This is a genomic window from Mesorhizobium sp. BR1-1-2 (assembly GCF_020165435.1).
GTDB lineage: Bacteria > Pseudomonadota > Alphaproteobacteria > Rhizobiales > Rhizobiaceae > Mesorhizobium.
The window spans coordinates 193,137-208,334 of sequence record NZ_JAIUID010000005.1; the positions used below are offsets into that span (position 1 = coordinate 193,137).

Annotated in this window: 11 protein-coding genes; 6 read left to right on the forward strand and 5 right to left on the reverse strand. The window is 63.3% G+C overall.

All coding sequences use genetic code 11. The features are described from left to right. The first annotated feature begins 68 nt into the window (after positions 1-68). Complete coding sequence (locus LB551_RS13480) at positions 69-1,064, forward strand: ABC transporter permease (RefSeq protein ID WP_140551153.1); 996 nt, start codon at positions 69-71, stop codon at positions 1,062-1,064. A gap of 40 nt (positions 1,065-1,104) precedes the next feature. After that, entirely contained in the window at positions 1,105-2,157 is a 1,053-nt protein-coding gene (locus LB551_RS13485) for a substrate-binding domain-containing protein (RefSeq protein ID WP_140551152.1), read from the forward strand. An 80-nt stretch (positions 2,158-2,237) separates the two neighbouring features. Here LB551_RS13485 and LB551_RS13490 read toward each other — a convergent pair whose 3' ends face one another. From LB551_RS13490 to LB551_RS13505, 4 genes are all read right to left on the reverse strand, one after another. Beyond that, positions 2,238-2,462, reverse strand: a complete 225-nt coding sequence (locus tag LB551_RS13490) for a type II toxin-antitoxin system YafQ family toxin (protein WP_263495836.1) — start codon at positions 2,460-2,462, stop codon at positions 2,238-2,240. 49 nt (positions 2,463-2,511) lie between these two features. Then, on the reverse strand, positions 2,512-2,769 hold the full coding sequence (locus tag LB551_RS13495) for a type II toxin-antitoxin system RelB/DinJ family antitoxin (RefSeq protein ID WP_224659496.1): 258 nt from the start codon (positions 2,767-2,769) through the stop codon (positions 2,512-2,514). A 57-nt stretch (positions 2,770-2,826) separates the two neighbouring features. Then, positions 2,827-4,881 carry a bifunctional aldolase/short-chain dehydrogenase gene (locus LB551_RS13500; protein ID WP_224659497.1) on the reverse strand — a complete coding sequence of 685 codons (2,055 nt, stop codon included), beginning with the start codon at positions 4,879-4,881 and terminating at the stop codon, positions 2,827-2,829. Between the two features lie 79 nt (positions 4,882-4,960). Next, complete coding sequence (locus tag LB551_RS13505) at positions 4,961-5,926, reverse strand: sugar-binding transcriptional regulator (protein WP_224623454.1); 966 nt, start codon at positions 5,924-5,926, stop codon at positions 4,961-4,963. A gap of 194 nt (positions 5,927-6,120) precedes the next feature. Between LB551_RS13505 and LB551_RS13510 the strand changes: the two genes are divergently transcribed. The 4 genes from LB551_RS13510 to LB551_RS13525 all read left to right on the forward strand — a co-directional run bounded on the left by LB551_RS13510 (position 6,121) and on the right by LB551_RS13525 (position 13,340). After that, entirely contained in the window at positions 6,121-7,761 is a 1,641-nt protein-coding gene (locus LB551_RS13510) for an acyl-CoA synthetase (protein ID WP_140551147.1), read from the forward strand. A gap of 369 nt (positions 7,762-8,130) precedes the next feature. Then, entirely contained in the window at positions 8,131-8,739 is a 609-nt protein-coding gene (locus tag LB551_RS13515; RefSeq protein ID WP_140551146.1) for a TetR family transcriptional regulator, read from the forward strand. A 56-nt stretch (positions 8,740-8,795) separates the two neighbouring features. After that, the gene (locus tag LB551_RS13520; protein ID WP_224623452.1) at positions 8,796-9,941 is read left to right on the forward strand and encodes an efflux RND transporter periplasmic adaptor subunit; all 1,146 of its coding nucleotides are present in this window, start codon (positions 8,796-8,798) and stop codon (positions 9,939-9,941) included. Between the two features lie 249 nt (positions 9,942-10,190). Then, positions 10,191-13,340: an efflux RND transporter permease subunit gene (locus tag LB551_RS13525; protein ID WP_224623450.1), complete on the forward strand. Its 3,150-nt coding sequence runs from the start codon at positions 10,191-10,193 to the stop codon at positions 13,338-13,340. A 77-nt stretch (positions 13,341-13,417) separates the two neighbouring features. Here the strand turns inward: LB551_RS13525 and LB551_RS13530 are convergent, their stop codons facing one another. Beyond that, positions 13,418-15,127, reverse strand: coding sequence for an APC family permease (locus LB551_RS13530; protein WP_224623449.1), 1,710 nt, complete (start codon positions 15,125-15,127; stop codon positions 13,418-13,420). Positions 15,128-15,198 lie beyond the last annotated feature (71 nt).

Consider the following 15,198-nt stretch of genomic DNA (forward strand, 5'->3'; position numbering starts at 1 on the left):
GACACAATTGGAATGGAGAGCATGGGTTCGAGTTGGGTAAAAATGGCAGCGGCGCGCGGGAGCGCTGAATGACGCAGCGCAACCACGCCATCCGCTACGGTTTCATCGTCCTGTTGTTCGGGCTCGTCGCTTATTTCGCGATCGCCGCCGACGGTTTCGTTTCGCCGCAAAGTGCGGTCTTCATTTTCCAGTCGGTCGCCATCACCGGCGTGCTGGCGCTTGGCGTCACCGCCACGCTGGTCGTTGGCGGCTTCGACCTGTCGATCGGCTCGGTCGCTACGTCAGCCATGATGGCGGCGGCCTATGTCATGGTCGTGCTGGAGCAGAACGCTGTCGTCGCGGTCATCGTCTGCCTGCTGATCGGCGTTATCGTTGGGCTCATCAATGGTTGGTTGATCGTCTATATGCGCGTGCCGGACCTGCTGGCGACGCTCGGCATGATGTTCCTGCTGGTCGGCCTGCAGCGCATCCCGACCGAAGGCCGCTCGATCGCCACCGGCATGACCATGCCCGATGGCTCGGTCGCCAACGGCAAGTTCGGCGAGGCGTTCCTGGCGCTCGGCCGCCACCGCTTCGACTTCTTCATTCCCAATCTCGTTCCGGTCTCGGTCGTCGTTCTGGCGGTGCTTGCGGTGCTGATCTGGTTCTTCCTCGAATACACCCGTTTCGGCCGCATGATGTATGCCGTCGGCTCCAATGAGCGCGCCGCCGAGCTCGCCGGCGCGCCTGTCAAGGCATACAAAATCTGGGCCTATATCATTTCAGGAGTTTTTGCCTCGATCGGCGGTATTTTGCTCGCCGCGCGGCTTGGACGCGGCGATATCGCCTCGGGTAATAATCTTCTGCTCGACGCCGTCGCCGCGGCGCTCATCGGCTACGCGGTTCTCGGCGCCGCCAAGCCGAACGCGTTCGGCACGGCTGTCGGCGCGGTCTTTGTCGGCGTCCTTCTCCAGGGTCTGACGATGATGAACGCGCCATACTACACGCAGGATTTCATCAAGGGCGCCGTTCTGGTCGTCGCCCTTGTCTTCACCTTCGCTCTTTCCGGCAGGGGCAGGACATAGATTTCGACCGGGTTGCATTTCAACAAGTGGAGGAAACGACGTGAACATCACAAGAAGACTTTTGGGCAAGGCAGCGCTCGGGCTCGCCGGCGCGGCGCTGCTGATGCAAGGGACGGCTCTGGCAGCCGACCGCCCGGCGCCGTTCGACAAGCCCGGCGTCAAGATCGCCCTGGTGCGCTATCTCTCGACCGGTGACTTCTTCCAGGCCTATCTGTCCGGCGTCGAGGCGCAAGCCAAGGCCCTCGGCGTCGACCTGCGCGTGCTCGACAGCCGCCAGGACGCCGCCCTCCAGGCCGACATGGTCGATCAGGCCATCGCGCTTGGCGTGCAAGGCATCATCATCCAGCACGGCCTGACGGAATCGATGAAGGACGCCGCCCAGCGCGCGGTCGACGCCGGCATCAAGGTGGTCGCTTTCGACGTCAATGTCGAAAACCCCAAGATCCCGCAGATCGAGCAGTCAGACCGCGACCTTGCGCGCCTCGCGCTGGAGCAGGCGGTCAAGGATAATGGCGATAGCTGGAAGGCCGGCTATGTCTATGTCGCGGGCATCGCCCCGCTCGACCGCCGCAACGAAACCTGGGTCGACGTGAAGAAGAAATATTCGGGCATCAACGAAGTCGCCATGTTCGGCACGCTGGACAACCCGATCGCCAACTCCGTTGCCAACCAGGCGCGCTCGGTGCTGACCGCCCATCCCGACATCAAGGTGATGTTCGCTCCCTATGACGAGTTCGCCAAGGGCGTGAAGATCGCCGTCGACGAGGCAGGCCTGAACAAGGACATCAAGATCTATTCGGCCGACATCTCGACCTCGGACATCGCGGCGATGCGGGAGCCCGACAGCGCCTGGGCGGCAACCGCCGCCACCAACCCGGCCGTCGTGGGCCAGGTCTCGGTGCGTGCGCTGGCGCAGCTGCTCGCCGGCGAAGACCCCGGCCACAACGTCGTCGTGCCGCCGACGCTGATCACCCAGAAGGACCTTCTCGACAAGGACATCAAGAACATGGAGGATCTGTCGGCCAAGCTGCCGCAGTTCGCCCATGCCGATGTCGCGATGCCTGCCTGGATGCCGAACCCGAACGCGAAGTAGGTTCGGCACTTTCGGCGTGCAGAATTACATGTATTGAGAGCCGCCCGCAGCAGATCGCCGTGGGCGGCTATTCCGCAGAGTCACTCTTTGAACAGGTCGGAATGCGAACCGGTACGGGCAAGCTGCAATTCGTCACCGACAACGCGGTAGATCAGGAGCCAGTCCGGCTCGATATGCGCATCTCGAAAGCCTTTCCAGTCGCCTTTCAGAGGATGATCCTTGTACATCGCCGGCAGATCATGCCCGGCGATGAGCAGGCCTAGCAGATCACGCAATTTCCCAAGGTTCTTGCCACGCTTTTCCATACGCTTCACATCCGGCGAAATTGCCCGGAGCGAATGGGCTCTGGCATGCTTAGAGCCCCAAATCCTTGAACAACTCATCGGCCGGGGCGAAACGCTTTCCTTTGCCTTTCTCCAATTCGGCCATGGCCTTTTGAGTGGTAGCGTTCGGCACTTTTACCGGAAAGGGAAATTCCTTGTCGGCGGCGACGCGGACCAGCAACAGACGAATGGCATCAGAGACCGACAAGCCCATAGCTGCCAAAGCCTCCGTTGCCTGATCCTTCGTCGCGGCGTCGATCCGTGCGCGGACCACTGCATCTGTAGCCATATCGCGACTCCCTTCTGTTGAGCCACAATGTAGCTACAGTGTGCAGATCTTGCAAGCCTACCGCAGCGCCGCCGCGATGTTGCCGCCGTCGACCGTCGTCACGTCGGCGGTGGTCCGGTCGGCCAGCGCATGATGCAGGAAGGCTTGCGCCACGTCCTGCGCCGTCACCTCCTGGCCGAGCAGATTGCCGGACATGTATTCCTTCTCCGAGACACCGCGCGCGCCCGAACGGCTGGCGATCATGGCGTCGGTCAAGAGGCCGGAGCGGATGCGGTCGGCATTGACCGCGTTGGAGCGGATGCCATGCGCGCCGTAATCAAGCGCGTATTGCCGGGACAGGAACAGCGTCGCCGCCTTTGGCACGCCATAGGCGCCGAATTTCGGCCCCGGATTGACCGCCTGCTTGGAGGTGTTGAACAAAAGCGCGCCGCCGGTGCCTTGTTCGAGCATGATGCGCACCGCGTTCTGCGCCACAGACTGGTGGGCGAAGAAATTGAGTTCGAAGCTCTTGCGCAGCAGCGCGTCGTCAAGTTCGCCGATCCGGCCTTCCCAGGCGGCACCGGCATTGGACACCACTATGTCGACGCCGCCATACACGGCAACGGCCCTGTCGAAGGCTGCACGCACTTGGCGCGGATCGGTGATATCGGCGGCGACGCCGATCGAATCGTTGCCCGCTTTCTTGGCCGCATCAGCGGCTTTTTCGCCATCGAGATCGACGACCACCGCATGGGCGCCATTGTCGGCGAATAGTTTTGCGGTCGCCGCGCCGATGGCGCCTGCGCCGCCGGTGATCAGCACCACCTGGCCGGTCAGCGGCTTCGGCTTGTTGGAGGCGAGCTTGGCCTGTTCCAGCGACCAGTATTCGAGCGGGAACAGGTCGGCCTTCGAAAGCGGATGGAAACGGCCGACCGCCTCGGCGCCGCGCACGGCCTCGATCCACATCTCGCCGACGTCGGAGGCGATCCTGGCGTCCTTTAGCGTCCGGCCATGGCCGAACATGCCGAGCCCCGGCACCAGCGTCAGTCGTGGCATCGGGTCGAGCATGGTGCGCTTGACGTCGTCGAGCGCGTCATTGGTCTCGAAATAGGCGCGGTATTCCTTGGCGAAGGCGTCGACATGGCTCTTGATGACGGCCTTGTAGTCGCCGGTCTTGTCCGCGTCGGGCGCCGGTACCGCCATCGGCCAGGTCTTGATGCGGATCGACAGGTCCGGCGTCGACACGCCGCGTGCGGCATAGTCGGCGATCTCGGCCGAGTTGATGAAATCGACGATCGCGTCCGAGGTGCGGAAATCGCTGATCATGCGGTCGAAGCGGCCTTCGCCGCGCGCCACCGCCACGGCGCCGCGCAGCATCGGCGCGACGGAAGCCGGCGACGCAAGCTTTGCCGGCAGTGCGGCCTTTGCCGCCTTCGGCTTGGCGTGGCCGGCAATATACGTCTCAGCGACATTCACATAGTGGATCATCCGATCGTAGGCCTGCCTGGCGTCGTCGCCGAAGGTGAAGATGCCGTGCTTGTCGAGGATCAGTCCTTCCACATCAGGGTCGGCATCAAAGACGTCGGCCGCCGCCTTGGCGAGGTCGAAGCCCGGCATGATGTAGGGCACGTAGCCCATCTTGGTCCCGAACACCGTCTTCACCAGTGGTTTGCTGTCTTCCTGGTCGACGATCGCCAGTATGGCGGTCGAGTGCGTGTGGTCGACGAACTTGTGCGGCAGGAAGGCATGCAGCAATGTCTCGACCGAAGGATTGGGCGAGGACGGATCGATGAGGTTCGCCCGCTGCAACGCGACCATGTCCTCATCGGCGAGCTTGTCCAGCGCGCGCGCCTTGAGGAGCGCGCCCATCTTCACCGCCGGCAGGCCCTGCGGCTCGATGACGGCCATGTCCCAGCCGCTGCCCTTGACGCACAGCACGTCCCATTCGTCGCCGACGAGGTCGGTCGCCTTGATCTTGCAGGAGGTGTTGCCGCCGCCATGCAGCACCAGCCGCGGTTCACCGCCCAGCAGGCGCGTCGTGTAGACGCGTAGCGCGAGGTCGCGTCCGACGCCTTTCTTTGCATAGTCGGCAACCATCTTCTCCGCATCGCCGTCATTCCACAGGTTTTTCATTAGCTTCGTCCGGTTGCTGTCATAGTGGTGAAACAGGAATGCCGCGACGCCTTGATGACGGCCGCGGCAGGAATGGTCTCTAGGCTACCTTTTTGCCCGGCGCTCCGGCATGATCCAGAAGCCGCTGCGCCATGTCGGCGCCGACCACCAGATGCGTGCAAAGGCCGCCGGCGATCGCCGCGAGCAGGGGTTCGAACTTGCTGTCCTCCTGCACCACCATCAGCCGCTTCTGAATGGCGCGCAGCGAGGAAAGCTCCGCCGAGATCACCCGGCGGTTGTAGCCGCAGTCGAGCACCTTGCCCTCGTCATCGATGATCTGCCCGGCAATGACGCCGGCCGCGCCCGCCTTGCGCAGGTCGGCCATTTCGTCTGATGTCAGCGCGCCGCATTTGACCAGATGGCTGTCGGCATCGACGGCGCCGACCGAATACAGCGCCAGATCGCATTCGTGGATGCTCGACAGCTGTTCGAGGATGACCGGCTCGGCCCGCAGACCGCGTGCCAGTTCTTCGGTGGTCAACACGAGCGGCGCGTAGAAATTGATGCCCTTGGCGTTGAGCCGCCGCGCGATCTCCATCGTGCACTGGTCGGGACGATAGGAATAGGGCGCGCCGAGATTGCCGCAGAGCTGCACCACGGTGACATCCTGGAGATCGGCGTAGGACATGATGTCGGCGATCATGTAGACGGTGCGCCCCCAGGCGACGCCGATGCGGTCGCCCTTTTTCACCAATTCAAGAAAGACGCTCGCCGCCAGCACCGCGATATCGGTGGCGGGATCGGCGATATGGCCGTTCTCCGGTGCGATCCAGACCGCGTCGAGACCGAGCGCATCCTCGAGCTTGCGCGCCATGACGTCGTCGGTGAAAAGCTGGGTCGAGGTCGAGATGTTGACGATACCGGTCTCGCGCGCCTTGCGCAGATACATGGCCACCGAGGCGCGGGAAATGTTAAGCTGGCTCGCCACCTGGTCCTGACGCAGGCCATGCGCATAATAGAGCCAGGCGGCCTTGTGGATAAGTTGTTCTGCCGGTCGGATCGCCATGCCGTCTCCTCGGCTGACATTAGTCACGGCTCTCGACAAAAGTCAAACCGCAGGGAGGTACGTGATGCCTTTACGCGCGCCAAATCTAGATCATCATTGCGCCAAACGTGCCCTGTCGTGGCATCGTTGCTGGTGACGCGGCCCGAGCCTGTGATTAGAACTTGTCGGCAAAAGGACATTCGGGGGAGGACAGGATGGGCAATCCTTACGAACAGGATCTCGACAGGAACGCTGCCAACCATCAGCCGCTGACGCCGCTCACCTATCTGGAGCGGGCAGCCAAGACCTATCCCGATCATGTCGCCATCATCCATGGCCGGCAGCGCGTGACATATCGCGATTTCTGGCACCGTTCGCTGCAGCTCGCCTCGGCGCTTGCCAGGCGCGGCATCGGCAAGGGCGACACGGTGACGGTGATGCTGTCGAACACGCCGCCGATGCTGGAGGCGCATTTCGGCGTGCCAATGACCAAGGCGGTGCTGCATTCGCTCAACACCCGCCTCGACGCCGCCGTGATCGCTTTCCAGCTCGACCATGCCGGGACCAGGGTGCTCATCGTCGATCGAGAATTCTCCGCAGTGGTTCGGCAAGCGCTCGATCTGGCCAAGGTGAAGCCCCTGGTCATCGACTATGACGATCCCGACTACGCCGCGGACGCTCCCTATCCGAAGGGCGGTCGCATCGGCACTCTTGACTACGAGGCCTTCGTCGCCGAGGGCGAGGAGAATTTCGCCTGGTCGATGCCAGACGACGAGTGGGACGCCATTTCGCTCAACTACACCTCGGGCACGACAGGCAATCCGAAAGGCGTTGTCTACCATCATCGGGGTGCTGCGCTGATGGCCTACGCCAACACCGTCCATGCCGGCATGGCCAAGCACGCGGTCTATCTGTGGACGCTGCCGATGTTCCACTGCAATGGCTGGTGCTTTCCGTGGACCTTGGCCGTCCAGGCCGGCACCCATGTCTGTCTGCGCTGGGTTCGGCCGAAGCAGATCTACGACGCCATCGCCGACCACGGCGTCACCCATCTGTGCGGCGCGCCGATCGTCATGTCGGTGCTGATCAACGCCAGGGATGAGGACAAGCGCCAGTTCCCGCAAGCCGTCACCTTCAACACGGCCGCCGCGCCGCCGCCGGAAGCGGTGCTCACCGGCATGGCCGATGCCGGCTTCGCCGTCACGCATCTCTATGGTCTGACCGAGACCTACGGCCCGGCAGTGGTCAACGAATGGCACAATGAGTGGGATCATCTGGAGAAGGGGCAGAGAGCCACGAGGAAGGCCAGGCAAGGCGTGCGCTACGCCGCGCTCGAAGGCCTCACGGTGATGGATCCCGAAACGATGACGCAGACGCCCGCCGACGGCAAGACCATCGGCGAGGTCATGTTCCGCGGCAACATCGTCATGAAAGGCTATCTCAGGAACCGCAAGGCGACCGACGAGGCGTTCGCCGGCGGCTGGTTCCACTCCGGCGATCTCGGCGTCATGCATCCGGATGGATATATCCAGCTCAAGGACCGCTCCAAGGACATCATCATTTCGGGCGGCGAGAACATTTCCTCGATCGAGGTCGAGGACGCGCTCTACAAGCACCCGTCCGTTGCGTCTTGCGGCGTGGTGGCGCGGGCGGACGAGAAATGGGGCGAAGTGCCGGTCGCCTATGTTGAGCTGAAGCCCGGCAAGACAGCGACCGAGGCCGAGATCATCGAGCATTGCCGGGCGCTGCTTGCCCGCTTCAAACTGCCGAAAGCGGTGGTGTTCGCCGAGATCCCGAAGACCTCGACTGGGAAGATCCAGAAATTCCGGCTCAGGGAGATGGCGAAGGAGGCGTAGGCCGCATGGCCGCCCTTGCGATGACCTCGACAATTTGCGGCGGGCCTTGTGACTTCGTCATCCCAGCGAAGCAAGGAGCAAGCGACGCGGCGCAGACCCCTAGGATCCATGCCCTGACGTCGGTCAAAAAATGAGGTGGATCAGGAGCTTGCTGTAGCCCACAGCAGCCATCCTCGACTGCCGGAGTTCGGCCGCAATGTCACGGGAATCCAGGGTTTCCGAGACGTCGCTTCGCGAGGCGAGGCACCCCTCACTGTCACCATCTGTCACCATTTTGTACGCGTACGCCGAATCCGTGTTGACATCTCGTTCCTTTCGATTTACGAGTGACGAAAATCAAAATTCATCACTAGTAAATCGAAAGAGGCTATGTCCGAAACCGCCAACATCGTCGCCGATGCCGCCCGCCAAGAGAATGTGACGCGCATTCTCGATTGCGCCGAGCGCCTGTTCCGGCACTATGGCTACGGCAAGACCAATGTCGCCGACATTGCCCGCGAACTCGGCATGTCGCCAGCCAACATCTATCGCTTCTTTGCGTCCAAGGTCGAAATCCACCAGGCGGTCTGCGGCCGGATGCTCGGGGCCAGCTACAGGATGGCCTACGAGATCATGCATTTGCCGATCAGCGCCGAGGAACGGCTGCGGCGCTATGTGCACGCACAGTACAAGATGACCATGGAGGTCATGCTCGACGACCAGAAGGTCCATGAGATGGTCATCGTCGCCCTCGAGCGCGATTGGGGCGTCATCGACAAGCATGTCGACAGTATCCACGATCTTTTTGCCGAGGTGATCCGCGAGGGCATCGCGGCCGGCGAATTCAGGGAGCAGGATCCGGTGATTGCGTCGCGCTGCTTCGGCGCCGCCACGGTCATTTTGTGCCACCCGCAGATGGTGGCCCAGTGTCTTGCCAAGACCAACCGGGCAATGCCCGACGACCTCATCGACTATGCGATCAAGGCCTTGAAGAAATAGCCGCCGCCCGCCGGGCGCCGGCAATGACAATCAATCTCCAGTTTGGGAGTGCTAAGGTGTCTTCGTCCAATTCCATTATCCGCTGGCTGCCGGTTGCCGGCCTGATCGTCGCGGCGCTTGGCCTTGCCGGCTGTTCCCAGGAGAAGGCGGAGGTCAAGGATATCATCCGCCCCGTCAAGGTCGTCGAGATCGGCGCGGCGCAGACCACGCGCCAGCTCGATTATTCCGGTTCGGTGCGTGCCCGCACCGAGATGAATCTCGGCTTCCGCGTTGCCGGCAAGGTCACCGAGAGGCTCGTCGACATCGGCCAGCATGTCACCTCGGGCGACGTCCTCGCCCGCATCGATCCCTCCGATTACGAGCTTTCGGTCAAGAGCGCGGCGGCGAGCCTTGACGCCGCCGAGCGCCAGGTCGAGACGGTGGATCTCGCCAGGAAGCGCGCCGAGCAGCTTTATGCCAAGAATTTCGCGCCGAAATCGCAGCTTGAGCAGGCGACGCTGACCTATAACCAGGCGGTCGCGACGCGCGATGCCGCCCGCTCGACCCTCGCCCAGGCTCAGAACCAGGTCCACTATACCGATCTCAAGGCGAGCGAGAACGGCATCGTCACCGCGGTCAGTGCCGATGTCGGCCAGGTGGTCGGTGCCGGCACGCCCGTGATGACGGTTGCCGTCGACGGCGAGAAGGAAGTGCTGATCGCGGTTCCGGAAATGGATATTGCCGGCTTCAGGCCGGGCAAGGAGGTCAAGGCAAGCTTCTGGGCGGACGATGCGCTGACGCTTGCCGGCAAGGTCCGCGAAGTTGCCGGCAGTGCCGACCCGCAGTCGCGTACCTTCGCCGTTCGCGTCTCGCTCCCAAACGACCCGCGCGTGCTGCTCGGCATGACCGCCAACGTGCAGGCGACGGTCGACAGCAAGACCCAGCTGGTCTCGATCCCGCTCAGCGCCTTGGCTGAAAAGGACGGGCAGAAGATCGTCTGGGCCGTCGACCGCGGCAGCGACACCGTGCATTCGCGCCCGGTCAAGATCGCGAACTTCACCGCCGACGGCGTCGCGGTTGCCGACGGCCTCAAGCAGGGCGACGTCGTGGTTGCCGCTGGCACGCAGTTCATGACCGACAATCTGAAGGTCAAGCTGTCCGGCGACAGTCTCCAGCAGTCCGCCTCGGCGGCGGACGACGCTGCCACCAGCAGCCTGCGCTGACAGCCAGGCACAACGAAAACCCTCCCTGTCCTGTCGGTGCGAGCCGCAAGACCGGGCAGGCCATGGTTTCCGGGCGGCAGGCGCCCGATCGTCGAGACGCCGGCAAGATGGCTCCCCCGCATCATTGTCGCGTCATACGCGATGCGAGTCTCTCCGCTTGAGGGAGCTTCGCCGCCCGGAAGCCAGACGAAGAACGCATGAACGGCATGATGAACCTGCCTTGCAGATCAATTGGACTGGACTGGCGCCATGACCACCGACAGCAGCACTGAAAAGCGGCCTTTCAACCTCTCGCGCTGGGCGATCGGGCATCCGAGCATCGCACGTTTCCTGTTCGGCCTGATCATCCTTGCCGGCGCGCTCGGCCTGATGCGCATGGGCCAGAAGGAAGATCCCGACTTCACCTTCCGCGTCATGGTCGTGCAGGCGATCTGGCCGGGTTCTTCGATTCAGGAGATGGAAGACCAGGTCGTCAACAAGATCGAACGCAAGCTGCAGGAGACGCCGCATCTCGACTTCGTGCGCTCCTATACGCGGGCCGGCAGCGCCATCATCACGGTTCAGATCAAGGGCGACACCAATGCGGCCCAGGTCAACGACGCCTTCTATCAGGTGCGCAAGAAGGTCGGCGACATAGCAGGCGATCTGCCGCAAGGCCTGCTCGGCCCCTATTTCAACGATGAATTCGGCGACACCTTCATCACCTTGCATTCCATCAGCGGCGACGGCTTCAGCTATCCCGAATTGAAGAAGTTCGCCATCCAGGCCCGCGACATGCTGCTGACGACGCCCGGCGTCGAGAAGGCGGTCATCATCGGCGACCAGCCCGAGAAGATCTATATCGACGTCTCGTCCAAGGCGCTGGCCGAGCGCGGCCTGACGCTGACCGACCTGCAGAACGCGATCAAGGGACAGAACAATGTCGACCCGGCGGGCTCGGTCGACACCGGCTTGCGCTCGGTCCGCATTTCGGTCGAGGGCGACGTCACCAGGGCGGCCGACATTCGCGAACTGCGCTTGCGCGCCGGCAACCAGGTAACGCGCCTTGGCGATATCGCGACTGTGAGCTCGGGGCTGGAGGATCCCTTCGAGCGCAAGTACCGGTTCAACGGCCACGAGAGCGTCCAGCTCGGCGTCGTCATGGCCAAGGGCTTCAACGTCACCGATGTCGGCAAGGACGTCGAGGCGACCTACAAGCGATTCGAGGAGGCGCTGCCCTATGGCGTCTCCGTCGACCAGATATCGGACCAGCCCGAGGTCGTCAGGGACGCTGTCAGCGAGTTCATGCATGCGCTCGGCGAAGCGCTGCTGATCGTGCTCGTCGTCTCGTTCCTGTCGATCGGCTGGCGCTCCGGACTTGTCATTGCCATCGCCATTCCGCTGGTGCTGGCCGCCACCTTCGCCATCATGTACGAGATCGGCATCGACCTGCAGCGCATTTCGCTGGGTGCCTTGATCATCGCGCTCGGCCTGCTCGTCGACGACGCGATGATCGTCGTCGAGATGATGGAACGCAAGCTGGAGGAGGGGCTGGTCAAGATCGAGGCGGCGAGTTTCGCCTATTCCTCGACCGCATTTCCGATGCTGACCGGTACGCTGATCACCACCGCCGGCTTCATTCCGGTCGGCTTTGCCGCCTCCACCGCCGGCGAATATGTGCGCACGCTGTTCTACGTCGTCGGCATCGCGCTGGTGGTGTCCTGGTTCGTGGCGGTCTATTTCACGCCATGGCTGGGATATATGATCCTCAAGCAGCGCAAGCATGCCGGCTCCCACCACGACGTCTTCGACACCCGTTTCTATCGCCGGCTTCGCTCGACGGTTACCTGGGCCGTGCGCCATCGCATCATCGTGCTGACGATGACGCTGGTGACTTTCGCCACCAGCCTGTGGGCCTTCCAGTTCATTCCGCAGAACTTCTTCCCGCAATCGTCGCGCCCGGAAATCCTCGTCGATCTCTGGCTGCCGGAAGGCACCAGCATCAAGGAAGTCGAGACGCAGGCCAAGGCGCTGGAAGCCAAGATGATGGACGACAAGGACAAGCGCTTCATCGCCACCTATATCGGTGAAGGCGCGCCGCGCTTCTTCCTGCCGCTGGACCAGCAGCTCAGGAATCCGAACTTCGCCCAGCTTCTTGTGATGGCCAATGACGAGCCGGCGCGCGAGCGGCTGATCGTCAAGCTGCGCACCATCCTGGCGCAGGACTTCCCCTCCATCCGCGGCAAGGTCGATCGCTTGTTCCTCGGCCCGCCAACTGGCTGGCCGGTGCAGATGCGCGTCATGGGCCCGGACCGCCAGGAAGTGCGGCGCATTGCCGACCAGGTGAAGGCGAAATTCCAGGCCAACCCGCTGCTCGGCGCCGTCCATGACGATTGGCTGGAACCTGTGCCGGCGATGAAGCTGGTCATCGACCAGGACCGCGCCCGCGCGTTGGGCGTCACCTCGCAGCGCATCCGCCAGATGCTGCAGGCCTCCATGTCCGGCGCGCCGCTGGGCGACTTCCGCGACGGCGAGGAAACGGTGTCCATCGTCGCCCGCGAGCCGGATGCCAGCCGCGCCTTGCTGTCCTCGGTCGATTCTATCTACATCCCGACCGATTTCGGCGGCTTCGTGCCGCTGTCGCAGGTGGCCAAGGTGGTGCCGGTGCTGGAGCAAGGGGTCGAGTGGCGGCGCGACCGCTTGCCGACCATCAGCGTGCGGGCGACCTTGCCCGACGGCGTGCAGTCCAACGACGTCGTCACCAAGATGTACAACGACATGAAGGATCTGCGCGACGGGCTTGCGCCCGGCTACAAGATCGAGATCCAGGGCGGTGCCGAGGATTCGGCGGAAAGCCAGGCTTCCATTGCCGCCAAGGCGCCGATCATGCTGGCCGTCATCGTCATTCTCCTGATGATCCAGCTGCAGCATTTCGGCAAGGCGATGCTGGTGCTGGCCACCGGCCCGCTCGGCATCATCGGCGCGGCGGCCGCGCTTCTGATCAGCGGCGCGCCGTTCGGCTTCGTCGCCATCCTCGGCGTCATCGCGCTGCTCGGCATCATCATGCGCAACTCGATCATCCTGGTCGACCAGATCGACCAGGACATCGCGAGAGGCATGGAACGTTCCGAAGCGATCATCGGCTCGGCCGTCCGCCGCTTCCGTCCGATCATGCTGACGGCGATGACGGCCGTGCTGGCGCTGATCCCGATCTCGCGCGGCGTGTTCTGGGGGCCGCTCGCCTACGCCATGATGGGCGGCATCCTCGTTGCAACCGTGCTCACCATCCTGGTGCTGCCCGCTGGCTACGCCCTGTTCTTCGGCCGTGAGCGCAAGAAGGTGCCGACCGACGAACAGACGCCCGAACCGGAAACCGTCGAAGGCGTCGAGAGGCCGCAACTCGCTTTGGCGGCTGAATGAACCAAATCGGCCGGTCCCGTTTGAGACCGGCCGATTTCTGTTCTTGCTGAGCCGAAGGCCGCTTGGCCGTCAGGCAATCAGATGACGAAAAACCAGTTGGCGATCAGCATTACCGCCACGCCGGCGCCCAGCGTCAGATAGGGCAGCATGCCCGCCTTTTTCACCGAAAGGTCCGCTCCCGCCATGCCGAGGTCGGCCAGCATGTGGTCGGGGAACTTGCCGCCGTCCTGGATGTAATGGCGGAAGCAGAACACCGGGATGATCAGCGCCGCGGTAATCAGCCCCGCCCACAGCGCCATCGGGTTCCACACCTTGGCCCCGGCGCCCATGAAGATCGCGTTGACATAGGCGAAGATCGCTCCGATCCCCAAGAGCCACGTCGGGGCCTTCCAAGGGCGTGCGATATGGCCGTTGTCGATGCGGTGGATCCAGCCGGCATTGAGGTTGAGGAAGTTGAAGATGATGTAGCCGCAATTCGATACGGCGAGGATGAAGAAGAAGCTCGTCGCATCGGCCGAGGCGATCGCCAGCACGATCAGGTTGAAGCACAGGTCGGTCCACATCGCCCGCGTCGGCGCGCCATGTTCGTTGACGTGGCTGAGATAGCGCGGCAGCCAGCCGTCGACCGAGCCCTGGTAGAGCGTGCGCGAGGAGCCGGCCATTGCCGTCATGATGCACAGCACCAGCGCCAGGATCATCAGCATCACCAGCAGGCTGTGGATAAGCCCGCCGCCGCCGACCATGCCGGCGAGAGCATCCGCCACGCCCGAACCGTCGACGATCGGCGTCGCCAGCATCCCGTTGAGGCCGAGCACGCCCTGGAAGGTGAACGGCACCAGGATGAACAGCAGCATACAGAGCAGGCCGGAGTAGAAGATGGCCTTGAAGGTGTCGGTGCCGGGGTTCTTGAACTCGGAAGTGTAGCAGACGGCGGTCTCGAAGCCGTAGGTCGACCAGGCGGCGATGAACATGCCGCCGAGCACCAGTGTCCAGCCGGCGATGTTCCAGGCGCCGGGCTCCGGCGCATAGGCGGCCGCTAGCGGCACCAGCGGCGAAAAATTCGCCCAGCTGATCTGGCCGGTGAAGATCGGCACGACGCCGACGATCAGCATCGGGACGATGACCAGCAGGCCGATATATTTCTGCACATTGGCGGTGCCCAGGATACCGCGATGCTGGATCGAGAAGATCATCAGCATCAGCACGGCGCCGATGAAGAAGGTGGCGTTGAAGGTGAAGGACACCGGTCCCAGCGTGTGGCTGAACGCCGACCACGTGCGGATCGCCGGGGTCGCCGCCGCGGTCACCGCGGTAATGGCGTCGGCGGCGCTCGTTCCGGCATGCGCCGCGATATAAGCGGCGACCTCGGGCGACGTGTCGGTAAAGATAGGCACCGGCGCCAGCGCATTGAGGATATAGGCGGCGGCGATCGAGCAGCCGAGCGAGAGCACCGGCGACCAGGCGAACCAGTTGCACCACACCGACAACGGCGCGATGAACTTGGAGTAGCGCAGCCAGGCGGTCGCACCGTAGATCGAGGCGCCGCCCGACTTGTTCGGGAACAGGCCGGCGATCTCGGCATAGGTGAAGGATTGCAGGAAGCCCATGACCATGGACACGGTCCAGATCAGGAAGGCGAGCGTGCCGGTCGTGCCGGCGATGCCGCCGATCGAAAACAGGACGAGGGCCGGAACGCCGCTGGCCACCCAGAAGGCGCCGCGCCAGTCGATATGCCTGAGCAGCTTGCTTTCGGCAGGCTGCTCCAGGACCGTGCTTATGGTGCTCATGTCGGTGAATTCCCCTTTTTGATGTTCCCCGCCGGCGCCGCCTCGACTTTGCGAAGCTTGCTCCCCGGCCA